Below are 14,045 nucleotides of genomic sequence, written 5' to 3' on the forward strand. Positions count from 1 at the left end.
CGTGAGCGCCTTTTGAAAAATAGTAGTTGCGAATCGTTCGCAAAAACTATATCTCTGGTCCTCAGTAATAAGTGGACCCCCGCGATGGAACAGAGTGCTTTAAAAACAATGAGTTATGGCGTTATGCATTTTTGCGTAGCCGTCATCGTCGCCTTTGCGGTGACCCGTAGCTGGGTGGCGGCGCTTGGTGTTGGCCTTGTCGAGCCGGTCATTCAGACGGTTGCTTATACGCTGCATGAACGGGCTTGGGCGCGGCGCGGCCGGTCAGCTAGCGGCGTGACGGGCCAGAGTCACTTTGGAGCCGGGCTTGCGGCCTAAGGATTCGGAGATCCAGATACTCGTTTCAATCAGCGCATCAAGATCGACCCCGGTGTCATAGCCAGAGCGTTCAAGCGAATAAACGACATCTTCACTAGCGACATTGCCCGAGGCGCCCTTGGCATAGGGGCAACCGCCTAGTCCGGATACGGAGGAGTCAAAGACACGGACGCCTTCGTCAATCGCGGCCCAGATATTCGCCAAGGCTTGGCCATAGGTATCATGAAAATGACCGGCGAGAGCCGAGACGGGAACAGCACCAGAGACGGTGCGAATAAGGGCCCGTGTTTCTTCCGGCGTGCCGACGCCAATCGTGTCACCCAAAGATATTTCGTAACAGCCCATGTCAAAAAGCGTTTTGGCAATCGGAACCACAGCGGCAGGCGAGACCTTGCCTTCATAAGGGCAGCCAAGCACGCAGGATACATATCCGCGAACACGCACGCCATCGGCCTTTGCCGCATCGATGACGGGTTTGAAACGCTCAAGGCTTTCTTCAATCGAGCAATTAATGTTCTTTTGGCTGAAGCTTTCAGAAGCCGCGCCAAAGACGGCAACGGTATCCGCTTTAACGGCGCGTGCGCCCTCATAACCTTTCATGTTCGGGGTCAGCACTGGATAAGAAACACCCTCGACGCGATTGATCTTGGTCATCACCTCGTCACTGGCGGCCATTTGCGGCACCCATTTGGGAGAAACAAATGCGCCGCCTTCGACCGATTTCATGCCCGCGCTCACAAGTCGTTCGATAAGTTCAACTTTGGTGGGAATGTCGACGGTGCTCTTTTCATTTTGCAAACCGTCGCGCGGGCCGACTTCGACAATGCTGATATGCTGAGACATGCTAGGCGCTTTCTTCAAATTCGACCAATAAGTCGCCATCCTTGACCTGATCACCGGCCGCAAAGCGATATGATTTTACGGTTCCATCAAATGGGGCCTTCACGGCGTGTTCCATTTTCATGGCCTCCATAATCAATAACGGCGCACCCGCTTCGACCGTGTCGCCGACCTTTGCGGATAACAGGGTAATTACGCCCGGCATCGGGGCCGTCAATGACCCTTCGCTGGAATGATGGGCAGAAATACCCAAAAGTGGGTCAGGTATGGTCACATCCCAATGATCGGCCCCAATCCAAACCCGCAAGCCGTCGCCATGTTTCGTGACGAACGCGACGCATTGGTCTTGATCGACGCTCATACGGATTGTCCCGGTGTCATCGCAGGTGCCGGAGAAGGAGAATGAGAGTGTGTCTTGCGGTTCGCGGCCCTCGCGCCGCGCCGCTGCGGCGGCATCGGGTTCAAGTGTGGCTTTAAAGTCGTCGCCATCTTGTGACAGGCGCATTATTGCGGGCGCGCCCTGATAATCGATCCACATTAATTCGTGTGTAGGGCGGTTTAGGCGAAATCCTTTTAGCGATGCCCACGGATCATCATTGGCAGGGGCGGATTGTTCCAGTTTCCATAAAGCCACAGCCGCCCAAACGCGCTTATCGCTTTTCTTGTCGTCAAAGAGTTCGCTTTTATGCTCTTCGATGAAACGGGTTGAGACATCACCCGCAATAAAATCAGGGGCCGCAGCAAGCGCGTAAAGAAATTGCGCATTCATTTCCAGTCCGGCAACACGCGTCTCTTTCAATGTTGCACGTAATCGCCCCAGGGCCTCATCGCGACTGGTGCCATAGGTAATGACCTTGGCGATCATCGGATCATAATAGGGCGTAATTGCCTGTCCTTCCTCAACACCGGAATCGATGCGCGCATGTTCGACCGGCAGCCGCAAGGTCGTCAGGGTGCCGATTGATGGCGCAAAATTACTGGCGGGGTTTTCGGCGTAGAGGCGCGCTTCAAATGCGTGGCCGGTTTCACCGATTTCATCTTGCGCAAGCGGTAAACCCTCACCAGCCGCGATCCGCAGTTGCCACTCGACGAAATCAAGTCCGGTAATCGCTTCGGATACAGGGTGCTCAACCTGCAGACGCGTATTCATTTCCATGAAATAGACTTTTTCGTCTTTAGGATCGTAAAGAAACTCAACCGTGCCTGCGCCGCGATAATTGACCGCTTTACCGGCATCGACACCGGCCTTTAATAGCGACGCTCGCAGGTCGTCCGACAGGCCCGGCGCGGGTGCTTCTTCGATAACTTTTTGGTGCCGCCGCTGGATCGAGCAATCGCGTTCATACATATGAACGACATTCCCGGTGCCATCACCAAAAATCTGAACCTCAACATGGCGCGCCCGTGCGATATATTTTTCGATCAAAAACCGGTCATCGCCAAACGCGGATTTTGCTTCTCGCTGGGCGGATTTGAGCGCATCTTCTAGGTCGTGTTCCTTTTCGACCATGCGCATGCCCTTGCCGCCACCGCCGGCGGTTGCTTTTAAAAGAACCGGATAGCCAATTCGCGCGGCTTCTTTTTTGAATATTTCAACGGATTGGTCCGCACCCTGATATCCTGGTGTCGTCGGCACATCTGCCGCTTCCATCAGGTCTTTCGCCGCCGATTTTGACCCCATTGCGCGGATGGTTTCGGCTGTTGGGCCGATAAACACAACGCCAGCCTTTTCGAGAGCGTCAGCGAATTCTGCATTTTCCGAAAGAAAACCATAGCCGGGGTGAGCACCTTCCGCGCCGGTTTTTTTGATCGCATCGAGAATTTTTTCGGTGCGAAGATAACTTTCCGCCGCGGGCGAGGGGCCGATGTAAACCGCTTCGTCGCAGGCCCGCACATGCGGTGCATCGCGATCAGCATCGGAAAACACCGCAACTGTCGATACGCCCATTTTCCGCGCTGTCCGGGCAACCCGAACGGCAATTTCACCGCGATTGGCGATAAGAATTTTTTTAAACATAACGGCCCTTATGAAACACTGTCGAATGCGGGGTGATAATGAATGACGCGAATGTCTTCGACGTCGAGGTCGTCATCGTCGCGGGTTATGACGCGAAAGGCGTCGCCAGCGTCAAATCCGGCCCAAGTCATTTTGCGTTTAGATGCGGGTTCAAACCCAAAGCGCGCGTAATATTTGGGATCGCCCAAGACCGCGATCAGGCGCGCATTGTTATCGCGGCAGATCTTGAGGCCTGTATGGACAAGTTCAGATCCAATGCCCTGATTTTGATGTTCCGGTGCAACCGCGAGCGGCCCAAGGCCGAGTAATAAGCCATCAAGATCAGGTTTGGAGGTGACGGGGCTGAACGCACAATAGCCAACGATGACGCCGCTTATCTCTGATACGCGCTCAAATTTTGTCGCGTGTTCTGCCCATAATCTGCGGACAAGGTCAGCCTCATCCTGTCGCCCAAAGGCGCTTGCGAGAAGCGCAGCGACAGCATCGTAATCATCGGTCGTGATTTTCCGTATGACCTGACCAAGCCCTGACATTACTTTTCCTGCCAGTTGGGTTTTCGTTTTTCCAAAAAGGCGGCGATACCTTCCTTGCCGTCTTTGCTGGTTCTTGCCTTGGCAATGATCCCGGCTGTCTCTTCCATGACATTATCGTTTGGCGTTCTGTAGGAAACGCTGCGGATGAGTTCTTTTGCGGAATCTTGTGCGGCGGGACTGCATAATAAGAGATTTTTGAGAACTTCTTCTAGTTCGTCATTCAGAGTATCGGCAGGCACACATTTGTGTAATAGCCCGATCTTTTCTGCGTGGGCAGCATCGAAACGTTCGCCGCTGACAAATAGCCGTCTGGCCTGACGAACGGTGATTGCCTGAATGACGAAGGGCGAAATCACCGCGGGCACCAATCCAACCCGAACTTCGGTCAACGCAAAAAACGACGTATCCGCACCAATGGCAATATCACAAGCGGCAATAAGGCCAAGGCCGCCCCCCATTGCAGGGCCGTTCACAAGCGCAACGGTGGGTTTGGGGGAATGATAGATCGAGCTCAACATGTGGGCGAGGCGACGCGCATCATCTTTGTTTTCCGCAGCGGAGTAACCTGCTGCGCGCTTCATCATATTCAGATCGGCACCGGCCGAAAATGCGGTGCCGCTGCCGGTGATAACGATAACGCGCACATTCGGGTCAGCATTTAAGCGCCCCATGGTGTCACAAATTTCGCCGATCAGTTCTTCATTGAACGCATTTCGTATGTCCGGCCGATTCATGGTGAGCCGCGCAACGCCGCGATTATCTATGGTGGTAATAAGTACTTTATCGTTCATTTTATCGTCTCCCATATGCCCCAATTCATAGGCCAAATTTTGATCTTTCGCCACTAGGCGAACTATTTCTGCTGTGCGGTTGTTATCGTTTTAGAAAGCAAAACAACCGGAGGCACCATGATCCTCGATCCAGATACCGCATGTGCGCTCATTTATAAGATCAGGCGACTCCACGGTAAGGAAGCCGCTGGCCCTGATGTGCTCGTTTCCAACGATATTGATGAAGGCCAGCCCAATAAAATGCGCATGGACGATGTTCTTGCTGAAGGGCAGGACACCGGAAACCTAGCGGAGATTGTTGGCCTTCTGGAAGGGTTGGAGTCTGAGCAAATGCAAGAATTGGCAGGTTTGTTCCTCCTTGGTCGTGATCGCGATAGCTACGAAAATCTGGAAGCGGCGAAAAAAGCATCAATGGACATGAACCAGCCCATAATAGACCTGATACGGAACGATCCTGCATCTGCAGAGTATCTTGCGAGCGGATTGGAAAAAGAAAACATCCGCTGTGATGCCCGTATCGGGGCGGTTTAATCGCTACATCCTGAATACACCGAATTTCGTTTCTTTGACCGGCGCATTCAGCGATGCTGATATGCATAAGCCCAGAACATCACGCGTTTGCGCAGGATCAATAATACCGTCATCCCATAACCGCGCCGAAGAATAATAGGGAGAGCCCTGCGCCTCATAGCCGGCGCGGATTTTATCTTTAAAGGCTTCCTCGTCTTCCTCGGACCAGGTTTCTCCCTCACGGAGGCCATCGCGCTTTACGGTCGCGAGTACGCTCGCGGCCTGTTCGCCGCCCATAACCGAGATCCGCGCATTCGGCCACATAAACATAAAACGTGGGCCATAGGCGCGGCCACACATGCCGTAATTCCCGGCCCCATAGGAGCCACCAACAACGACAGTGAACTTCGGAACATTGGCGGTCGCCACAGCGGTTACCAATTTCGCGCCATCCTTGGCGATGCCGCCTTCTTCGGCTGCGCGCCCGACCATAAAGCCGGTAATATTCTGTAGAAAGATCAACGGAATTTTGCGCTGGCAACACAGCTCGATGAAATGCGCACCCTTTTTTGCGCTTTCAGAAAATAAAATTCCGTTATTGGCGAGAATGCCGACAGGGAAGCCATGCAGGCGCGCAAAGCCGGTTACCAATGTTGAGCCGTAAAGCGGTTTGAATTCGTCAAAGTCAGAACCGTCAACAATGCGTGCGATGATCTCTCGCGCGTCATAGGGTTTGCGCGCATCTGCCTCGACCACGCCATAAAGCTCTTCGGCGTCATATAGCGGTGGGGTTGGTTCGGCCATTGTGACCTCGCCAAGTTTCACCCAATTAAGGCGCGAAACAATCTGGCGCGCAATGCCTAATGCGTGGTCGTCATCTTCGGCGAGATGATCGGCGACGCCAGAAATGCGCGTGTGGGTGTCGCCGCCCCCTAAATCTTCGGCGGATACGACTTCACCGGTTGCTGCTTTGACGAGGGGTGGGCCACCCAGAAAAATCGTGCCTTGCTTTTTAACGATGATCGCTTCGTCCGACATCGCCGGGACGTAAGCACCGCCCGCCGTGCAGGAGCCATGGACAACGGCAATTTGCGGGATGCCCATCGACGACATTTGCGCCTGATTATAAAAAATCCGCCCGAAGTCGTCTTTATCGGGGAAGACTTCGTCCTGCATGGGCAAGAACGCGCCGCCACTCTCAACGAGATATATACACGGCAGTCTATTTTCCTGTGCGATTTCCTGTGCACGCAAATGTTTTTTCACCGTCATCGGGTGATAGGTACCGCCTTTGACCGTCGGGTCATTTGCGACGATCATACATTCAACACCATTGATGCGACCAAGGCCCGCGACGACCCCAGCGGCCATGACATCGCCGCTATACATTTCCCACGCCGCAAACTGCCCGATCTCTAAAAAGGGCGCACCCGGATCAAGCAGGCGTGCAATGCGCTCTCGTGCCAATAATTTTCCGCGCTTTTTGTGGCGTTCGTTGCGCGCTTCGCCGCCCCCTTCGGCAACACGGTCCATATTTGCGCGTAAGGTATCCACGGCGTCGCGCATGGCCCTGGCATTGGTCGCAAAGCTTTCCGAGCGCGGGTCGATCTTCGTTTGTATTACTGGCATGTTCTACTGCGTTTCCCTCGTGTTTGGGGTAACCTATCAAAGCTAATGTGCGAAGGGAATAAGAGTGTGGGGCAAGGGATAAGGAGTGTGGCCGATGAAATTGACTCCAAAGCCGGGCGGGTTCGGGGCAGTCGTTACTGATATCGACCTTACACGTCCTTTAACCAAACAAGTGGTTTCCGCTTTGCGAACAGCATGGCTTGAGCATCATGTGTTGATATTCCCAGATCATGCTATGAGCGACGATGACCTAGAGCGATTTACGCTTTATTTCGGCGAATTTGGAGACGATCCGTTCATTGCGCCTATTGAAGGGCGCGACCACATTATTGCGGTTCAACGAGCGGCCGATGAAACCGCACCCATATTCGCCGAGAGCTGGCATACGGATTGGAGCTTCCAAAAAAATCCGCCGGCAGGCACCTGTCTTTTCGGAATCACCATTCCGCCGCAGGGCGGGGACACGCTTTTTGCGAATCAGCATTGGGCGCTTGAGAAAATGCCGGATGAGCTGCGCCGTAAACTGGAGGGGGTAGAGGCAATTCATTCCGCCCGTGTGCCTTATGCGCCAGACGGTGTTTATGGTAAACGAGACGCGAAAGATCGTTCGATGGATATTCGCGCTTCCGACGATGCGATGGTCGAACAGCGCCATCCGATCATCAGGGCGCATCCGGAAACCGGCCGCGAAGCGATTTATGGCTGTATTGGCTATATCACCGGGATCGCCGATATGGATCAAGCTGAGGGCATGGCGCTTCTTGCGGAGCTATATGCGTGGCAAACCCGGGAAGAATTTCAGTACAGACACAAATGGCGGGAGAATATGTTGGTGATGTGGGACAACCGTTCGGTGTTACATATGGCAACGGGCGGTTATGATGGTTACGCCCGCAAGCTTCATCGGACGACGATCGCGGCGTGGCGATCAGACGAGAATAGTCTCTAGGGCTTTTCGGAATTGTTGCGGAAGGGGAACAGGCTTGCGCGCATCCCGATCAACATAGACATGAATGAAATGTCCCTCTGCGGCTGGCGCGTCATCACCCGCTTTGAATATCGCTAATTCATAACGCACAGATGAATTCCCGATATGGGCGACACGCAAAGCGCCTTCGAGCTTTTGCGGAAATTCGAGCGGTACGAAATATTTGCAACCGGTCTCCACCACAAGGCCGATGACTGGGCCATTGTGGATATCAAGAACCTTTTGGGAAATCAGGAACTCGTTCACGACCGTATCAAAATAGCCGTAATGGGCCACATTATTCACATGGCCATAAATATCATTATCTGCCCATCGCGTTTGCAGCGGCAGAAAATGTTTGTAGTCGCCACGCCGCCCCATCAAAGAACCTCAGTATAAAGCCTTAACGCATCATCATAGGTGACTTCGCGCGGGTTACACCTCATCAAGCGTTCGACCTTAATTGCGTCCTCGGCCAGTTTCGGTAATACATTATGCGATACACCTACATCGGAAAGGCGGTTTTTAACGCCCGTTCCCGCACAGATTGAAAGCATAGTATCGAGAAAATCATTGGCGCTATGAGATGCACCAATGACGGGGCCAAGTTCCGCATAAAGCTTTTCCGCAACCGGCATGTTATGGCGAAGAACCGGCGCGAGCATCAGCGAATTTGCAAGCCCATGGGGCACATGAAAATGAACCCCTAGCGGATAGGCCATTGCATGAACAGCGGCGCAAGGAGAGTTCGTGAACGCCTGTCCCGCGAGCAAGGCACCAAGCAACATGGCTTCGCGCGCCGACGTGTCGCCGGGTTCATCACAGGCGCGCTGAATATTTTGCGAGAGTAGGCTTAGGGCTTTCGTCGCCAGCGCATCTGAGATCGGATTTTTGTAAAGCTTGTTGGTGAAGGCTTCGATGGCGTGTACCATTGCGTCGATACCCGTCGCCGAGGTGACGTGGCGCGGCATCGATAAGGTGAGGGACGCATCGAGTATCGCAAGGTCGGCATAGAGTTGTGGTGCAACAATGCCCATTTTCAAATCGTCATCGCTCGTAATGATCGAAATATTGGTAACTTCCGATCCGGTACCGGCGGTTGTTGGCAATAATACCAAAGGCGCACGGTCGCCGCGCACCGTGTCAGTGCCGTAAATCTCTTCGAGGCTTTGTTGAGACTTTAAAAGAACCGCAATGACTTTTGCGGTGTCCATGGATGATCCGCCGCCAAACCCGATTACGCCATCGCTGCCATGTTGACGCGCTGCCTCAACGGCACCGCGTACGACCTTAGCGGGGGGATCGGCCTCAACACCGTCAAACAAATGATAGTCTAACCCGGCTTTTTTCAGGCTGGCCAACGCATCGTCGATCAATCCCGCATTGATGACACCTTTATCGGTAACAACGCATGGCCGCTGCATCCGTTCTTTGATGATCTCACCAAGGCGATTGGCCGCGCCGGTTTCAAAAATCAAATTCGGTACGGTATCAAAAGTGAAATTCATCGGCTTTTCCCAAACTATCCAAACCGAACCAATCGGCCTGGTCGAGCGTCAGTCACTTCGTCATTGGCAATAACGCGCTGACCGGCGACAAAGGTTGCGCGGTAACCGGATACGGGTTGCAATAGGCGTTGCCCACCGGCCGGAAGATCCTGCACCATTTTGGGCGGGCCCAGCCGCAATTTGTTGTGGTCGATAATGTTGAGGTCTGCCCGCAAACCGACCTTGATCCGCCCACGGTCGTTTAACCTCAGATAATCGGCACCGTCGGCGCTCAGAAATTTAATCGCCCGGGAAAGGTCAAGCCGGTCATGGTCGCGATCCCGGCACCAATGGGTCAGTAAATAGGTCGGGAAGCTGGCATCGCAAATCGTCCCCACATGCGCGCCGCCATCAGAAAGGCCGGGCAGGGCCGCCGGATGGGTCAGCATCTTGTGGACATTGTCATAATTGAATTCGGTATAATTATAGATCGGAAAATAGATCAGTTGCTTGCCATCAAGCTCAAGCAAGGTGTCATAGAGCTTTTCCTTGGCCGTTACGCCGTCGCGCCGGGCCTCTGCTCCCAGTGATTGGTCTGCTGATTGTTCATAGTCCGGGTTTTCGCCAAGGCGGAAAAACTTGTTCGCCACAAGCTCAAGCGCGGCGATCATGGTATCCGCAATTGGCGGTACCGATGACCCTTCGCCCGCGAGCTTGACGGGCTCTTCGGCGAGGCATTTCTTTTTGAATGCCGGATCACGCATAATCGCGACACGTTCGGCCAGCGGTTTATCTTTGATTTCGATATAACTTGGTTGCGCCATCATTGGGTGGAAGGTGCATTGAAGCCCCTGAAAAACCCCAATGGCGCGCGGCGCGACCTGAACGTGAAACTCTATACCGTCCTTGTTCAGCCGTTCAGTTTCATCAAGGATGCGCCGCCAGTCATTCGGTGCCATGTCCCGTTGCATTAGCGAAATCGAGGCAGGTTTACCGCCACCAGCGCGGACGAATTTTTCGACAATCTCAAACTCTTCGTCAAATTGATCGCCTTCACGCTCGAGGTTAAAGTCATTGACGATCTGAAGCACACCATGGTCGAGATCCGCCAGCGTGCTTGATAAGGCCGTTAATTCACGCAGGCCCGCTTCGGCGCTCGGCGTCCAGTCGCCGTCCGCGGTGCGGTGAACATCTGTGCGGCCTATGGAAAATCCGGCAGCACCGGCTTTCATTGCATCCGTTACGATGGATTGCATCAATTTGATGTCATCATCGGTTGCTTCTTCAAATGCGGTTGCGCGCTCCCCCATGGCATAGACCCGCAACGGGTCATGTCCGATCATGACGCCGAAATCGATCGTATGCGGCATGGCGTCAATTGCATCCATATATTCGGGGAAGGTTTCCCAGTTCCACGAAAGCCCCTCATGAAGGGCCGTACCCGGAATATCTTCAACGCCTTCCATCAGGCGGATAAGGCGGTCGTGATCGTCAGGTTTGACCGGTGCAAATCCAACACCGCAATTGCCCATAATAACGGTCGTCACGCCATGGTTGACCGACGGACGCAATTCCTGGTCCCATGAAACCTGGCCATCATAATGGGTATGGATATCGACAAAGCCGGGGGTGACAATTGCGCCTGTGGCATCGACAATTTCCTTCGCATCGCCTGAACATTCGCCAATTTCAGCGATTAGTCCGTCTTTAATACCGATATTCGCGCGAATGGCTTCGCCGCCATTGCCATCGTAAATCAAGCCACCGGTGATTTTCAGATCGAAGCTCATAACGCTTTTGCCTTTCGCCAATCGAGAAAACGGAACAGGGAGATCATAACGCCGCCGGAGATGAAGTGCCAAACACCCCATGCAGCTGCGATAGCGGCGGCACCACCTAAACCTTTTAGTTGTGCTAAAAGCAGAACAACGGCGAGACCTGCGTTTTGGATGCCGACTTCGAAGGTGAGGGACCTGCGTCTGTTTTCTGTTGCGCCTAACAATCGACCAGAAAGCCAACCTAGTCCAAATGCTGAAGCATTATGTGCCGCCACCGGAAATAAAATCAGCATCCAGCCAGCGACGAGCAATGGCCAAAAGCCAATGACACCGACAATAACCACATAGGCGAGGATTCCGCCGCCAATCATGGCGAGTGGTTTTCGAATGCGTTCGGCAATTTGCGGTAAATATCGCGCGGTGGCCATGCCCAGGCCAAGTGGTACGGCGAGCATGAAAGTCGTTTGAATCACAAAGCGCGTGCGGTCAAACGCAATTGTATCAAGCAACTCGGAGGTTGGCCCATAAAGGCTGGACCACAATAATATAGCCGCAGGCGTCCAAAGGGTGGCGATTACGCTTGATCCGGCGGTCAGCGAAACGGAATAGGCGATGTCGCCGCGCGCACCCCATGTCATGAAATTCGAGACATTGCCGCCGGGGCATGCCGCAACAACGATCATGCCGAGTGCAATAGACGGATGCGGCGCAATTAAGGTCACCAACAACAATGTCATGACCGGCAGCCCAATCAGCTGAGCGGCTAATCCGCCCCAGAATAATTTCGGGTCCTGCCGCAAAAATGAAAAATGTTCGGTTTTAAGGCCAAGCGCGATCGCAAAGATCATCGTCACAATGGCGAGCGCCAATAAAGTTTGAGCGGTCGGGTCTAGCGCGATGGTTAGCTGGTCAAGGGCGTTTTCATCCATGAGGGGAAGTCAAACCACAATCCGCGCAACTAATCTTGCGCTATCTTTAATAATAGCCCCAGAGCAAGAGCCGACTGATAATCAGGATTATAGAAATTCCCGCCCAGAAAGTAAGCCTGATGCGCAGTGTGCCATACCAACGCGGCGCGCTATGGCCGGATACGGTCGCCAGATCGCGGGCCAGCAGATAAATCATGAGAACCAGCAAAATGAAATGCCGTTGCGCCGCGCCCAGTGCGAGGAAAAACACGCCATTGGGAAGGATGGCGAGAAAGGCAAGAAGGGTAATCAGTATATTCGGTAAAGGCGAGCTGGTCGCGTTCGCGCCGATCGATGTGCCAAAACCCGCGCCGGCGAAAAAAACGATGAATATCGCGGCCGCAGCCAAGGCAATCTGATGAAAATCCAAGGCGATATGTTGCGGCAAAATTGCGGGGCTTAGCCAAAGCGCAGCCGCCGAAATGATAAGCGGAATGAGCGCGATCAATCCGAGCCGCGTTAGCTCCTGCGATTGTTTATTCTTCGCCATTGATCCCCCCATTGAACCCGGAGGGCATGCTAGCGGAAAAAACCTATTTGCGGAATGCGACGCTCGCAATCCAACCGGCGAAAAGCGATACGATTACGCAAAACACCCCGTAAGAAATCGGTCGTTCGAAGGCGAAATCGTAAAGGCGGCGTTCAACGCCGACGCGGTTCACCCCCAGTTCCGCATGATCGGTAGAGAGCAATTCGCCATTGCGGAATAAATAGACCGACACCGAATATTCACCGACGGGCGTATTGGCCGGCAGGCGTGCATTGATTGTAAAGAGCGCGCCTTTTTTAAATTCGATGCCGCCGATCCGGGCTTCATAGAGGCCGAGGGAGCGCGCTTCATTTAAAAAAGCTTCTCGATAAAGAAGTGTTTTGTCGATTTCGTCGCTATGCGTTTCCGGCGATTGGATGTCGAAGTCGAGAAACTCAGCGCCAAGACGATATTGGTCCTGTAAGGGGAGAGGCGCAATATCGGTTACGGGCCGGGTTGAGTTTGTCAGGTAAAGCCCCGGTGCGCGCTCCACATGATGGGTTGTGCCCGGAACATAGATAAGGCGGTTTTTCTCGATCTGGCGAATTTGAAACCGGGCCTCGGGGCCGCGAATGACGGAGATAATATCAACTTCGTTTGATGGGTCTTCGATCCCTGTGACGGCACCAAACAGCGTGAGTTTTGCACCGGCAAAACTTGTGTCTACCTCGACGCGGTCGTCGGCAATGCCGAGTTCGATATTAGCCGCATTGGCGGGGTAAAGCGCATGAAAAACCAAGGCGAAAAACAGAAACCTCATGACACACCCTGGATGGAAAAGGGTGAGACAGGCGGCACCGCTAGGTCGATCAATAACCGTGCGCAGACGGCGAGAACGATAAGCGCGAGCAATGCCCGTAAATGTTCGGCGCGGAGTTTGACGCCGGCGCGTGCGCCCAGCTGTGCGCCGATGACGCCGCCAATCATCAACATCAACCCCAGCGCAATATCGACGGTCTGGTTGGCTGCCGAATGAAGAATGGTCGTCAGTGCCGTGACGAAAATAATCTGAAATAGCGATGTGCCGACAACCACATTGGTGGGCATGTTCAGAATATAAAGCATCACCGGCACCATGATGAAGCCGCCGCCAACGCCCATGATCGCGGCCATCATCCCGCCGAAGAAACCGAACATGATCGGGGCGAGGGGGCTAATGTAAAGTTGTGAAGACCGGAACCGCATCGCAAAGGGAAGCGCCGCGAGCCAAGCCGGGCTGCGTCGTTTGCGTGGCCTTGGACGGGTATCGCGAGCGCGGATCAGGGCGCGCAGACTTTCCGTCAGCATGAGCCCGCCGATAATCCCGAGGAAAAGCACATAAGCCAGAGAAATAATCAGCTCGACCTGTCCGCTGGCGCTTAAGGCCCGGAAGATCATCACGCCGGTAAAGGAGCCGAAGGCACCACCAGCCACCAGAAAACCGCCCATCTGAAAATCGACGGTTTTACGTTTGAGGTGGGCCGTGACGCCAGAAACCGACGACGCGACGATCTGGGTGGTTTCCGTACCGACGGCAACCGCAGGGGGAATGCCATAAAATATGAGAAGCGGCGTCATCAGAAAGCCACCGCCGACGCCAAACATCCCGGATAAAAATCCGACCGCGCCACCCATCGCCATAATGACAAAGGGATCGACAGGCATCTCCGCGATGGGGAGATAAAGTTGCATGGGTGAA

15 protein-coding genes are annotated in these 14,045 nt (G+C 53.8%); 3 read left to right on the forward strand and 12 right to left on the reverse strand.

From position 1 onward, the window contains the following. The first annotated feature begins 108 nt into the window (after positions 1-108). Positions 109-318, forward strand: coding sequence for a DUF2061 domain-containing protein (locus ABFZ83_RS00775; protein ID WP_411817527.1), 210 nt, complete (start codon positions 109-111; stop codon positions 316-318). Here ABFZ83_RS00775 and ABFZ83_RS00780 read toward each other — a convergent pair. From ABFZ83_RS00780 to ABFZ83_RS00795, 4 genes are read right to left on the reverse strand one after another with little or no spacing between them, the layout of a single operon-like run. Further along, positions 265-1,161 carry a hydroxymethylglutaryl-CoA lyase gene (locus ABFZ83_RS00780; protein WP_411817528.1) on the reverse strand — a complete coding sequence of 299 codons (897 nt, stop codon included), beginning with the start codon at positions 1,159-1,161 and terminating at the stop codon, positions 265-267. The two genes, ABFZ83_RS00775 and ABFZ83_RS00780, sit on opposite strands and share 54 nt — an antisense overlap. Before the next feature lies 1 nt (position 1,162). Beyond that, entirely contained in the window at positions 1,163-3,175 is a 2,013-nt protein-coding gene (locus tag ABFZ83_RS00785; RefSeq protein WP_411817529.1) for an acetyl/propionyl/methylcrotonyl-CoA carboxylase subunit alpha, read from the reverse strand. Between the two features lie 8 nt (positions 3,176-3,183). Continuing rightward, positions 3,184-3,708: a GNAT family N-acetyltransferase gene (locus ABFZ83_RS00790; protein ID WP_411817530.1), complete on the reverse strand. Its 525-nt coding sequence runs from the start codon at positions 3,706-3,708 to the stop codon at positions 3,184-3,186. Then, on the reverse strand, positions 3,708-4,499 hold the full coding sequence (locus ABFZ83_RS00795; RefSeq protein WP_411817531.1) for an enoyl-CoA hydratase/isomerase family protein: 792 nt from the start codon (positions 4,497-4,499) through the stop codon (positions 3,708-3,710). The genes ABFZ83_RS00790 and ABFZ83_RS00795 overlap by 1 nt, the downstream gene beginning before the upstream one ends. Before the next feature lie 117 nt (positions 4,500-4,616). On the opposite strand from ABFZ83_RS00795, the gene ABFZ83_RS00800 reads away from it, so the two are divergent. Beyond that, positions 4,617-5,030: a DUF3775 domain-containing protein gene (locus ABFZ83_RS00800; RefSeq protein WP_411817532.1), complete on the forward strand. Its 414-nt coding sequence runs from the start codon at positions 4,617-4,619 to the stop codon at positions 5,028-5,030. Between the two features lie 3 nt (positions 5,031-5,033). Here the strand turns inward: ABFZ83_RS00800 and ABFZ83_RS00805 are convergent, their stop codons facing one another. Further along, complete coding sequence (locus ABFZ83_RS00805) at positions 5,034-6,638, reverse strand: carboxyl transferase domain-containing protein (RefSeq protein ID WP_411817533.1); 1,605 nt, start codon at positions 6,636-6,638, stop codon at positions 5,034-5,036. Positions 6,639-6,732: 94 nt separating this feature from the next. Here ABFZ83_RS00805 and ABFZ83_RS00810 point away from each other — a divergent pair, with 94 nt between their 5' ends. Beyond that, positions 6,733-7,587 (forward strand): TauD/TfdA dioxygenase family protein, encoded by an 855-nt coding sequence (locus tag ABFZ83_RS00810; protein WP_411817534.1) that lies wholly within the window; start codon positions 6,733-6,735, stop codon positions 7,585-7,587. Here ABFZ83_RS00810 and ABFZ83_RS00815 read toward each other — a convergent pair. From ABFZ83_RS00815 to ABFZ83_RS00845, 7 genes are read right to left on the reverse strand one after another with little or no spacing between them, the layout of a single operon-like run. Continuing rightward, positions 7,567-7,986, reverse strand: coding sequence for an acyl-CoA thioesterase (locus ABFZ83_RS00815; protein ID WP_411817535.1), 420 nt, complete (start codon positions 7,984-7,986; stop codon positions 7,567-7,569). The genes ABFZ83_RS00810 and ABFZ83_RS00815 overlap by 21 nt on opposite strands. Continuing rightward, complete coding sequence (locus tag ABFZ83_RS00820; protein ID WP_411817536.1) at positions 7,986-9,113, reverse strand: iron-containing alcohol dehydrogenase; 1,128 nt, start codon at positions 9,111-9,113, stop codon at positions 7,986-7,988. The genes ABFZ83_RS00815 and ABFZ83_RS00820 overlap by 1 nt, the downstream gene beginning before the upstream one ends. Positions 9,114-9,127: 14 nt before the next feature. Beyond that, positions 9,128-10,882 carry an N-acyl-D-amino-acid deacylase family protein gene (locus ABFZ83_RS00825; protein WP_411817537.1) on the reverse strand — a complete coding sequence of 585 codons (1,755 nt, stop codon included), beginning with the start codon at positions 10,880-10,882 and terminating at the stop codon, positions 9,128-9,130. Then, positions 10,879-11,799, reverse strand: a complete 921-nt coding sequence (locus ABFZ83_RS00830) for a bile acid:sodium symporter family protein (protein ID WP_411817538.1) — start codon at positions 11,797-11,799, stop codon at positions 10,879-10,881. Before ABFZ83_RS00830 ends, ABFZ83_RS00825 begins: the two co-directional genes overlap by 4 nt. Positions 11,800-11,845: 46 nt before the next feature. Next, entirely contained in the window at positions 11,846-12,328 is a 483-nt protein-coding gene (locus ABFZ83_RS00835) for a DUF3429 family protein (RefSeq protein WP_411817539.1), read from the reverse strand. Between the two features lie 43 nt (positions 12,329-12,371). Beyond that, a complete protein-coding gene (locus tag ABFZ83_RS00840) occupies positions 12,372-13,127 on the reverse strand; it encodes a TIGR02186 family protein (RefSeq protein WP_411817540.1) in 756 nt (251 codons plus the stop codon). Beyond that, positions 13,124-14,038, reverse strand: coding sequence for a sulfite exporter TauE/SafE family protein (locus ABFZ83_RS00845; protein ID WP_411817541.1), 915 nt, complete (start codon positions 14,036-14,038; stop codon positions 13,124-13,126). The genes ABFZ83_RS00840 and ABFZ83_RS00845 overlap by 4 nt, the downstream gene beginning before the upstream one ends. Positions 14,039-14,045 lie beyond the last annotated feature (7 nt).

The organism is Hyphococcus formosus (assembly GCF_046736345.1).
In the GTDB taxonomy this organism is placed as follows: Bacteria; Pseudomonadota; Alphaproteobacteria; order Caulobacterales; family Parvularculaceae; genus Hyphococcus; species Hyphococcus formosus.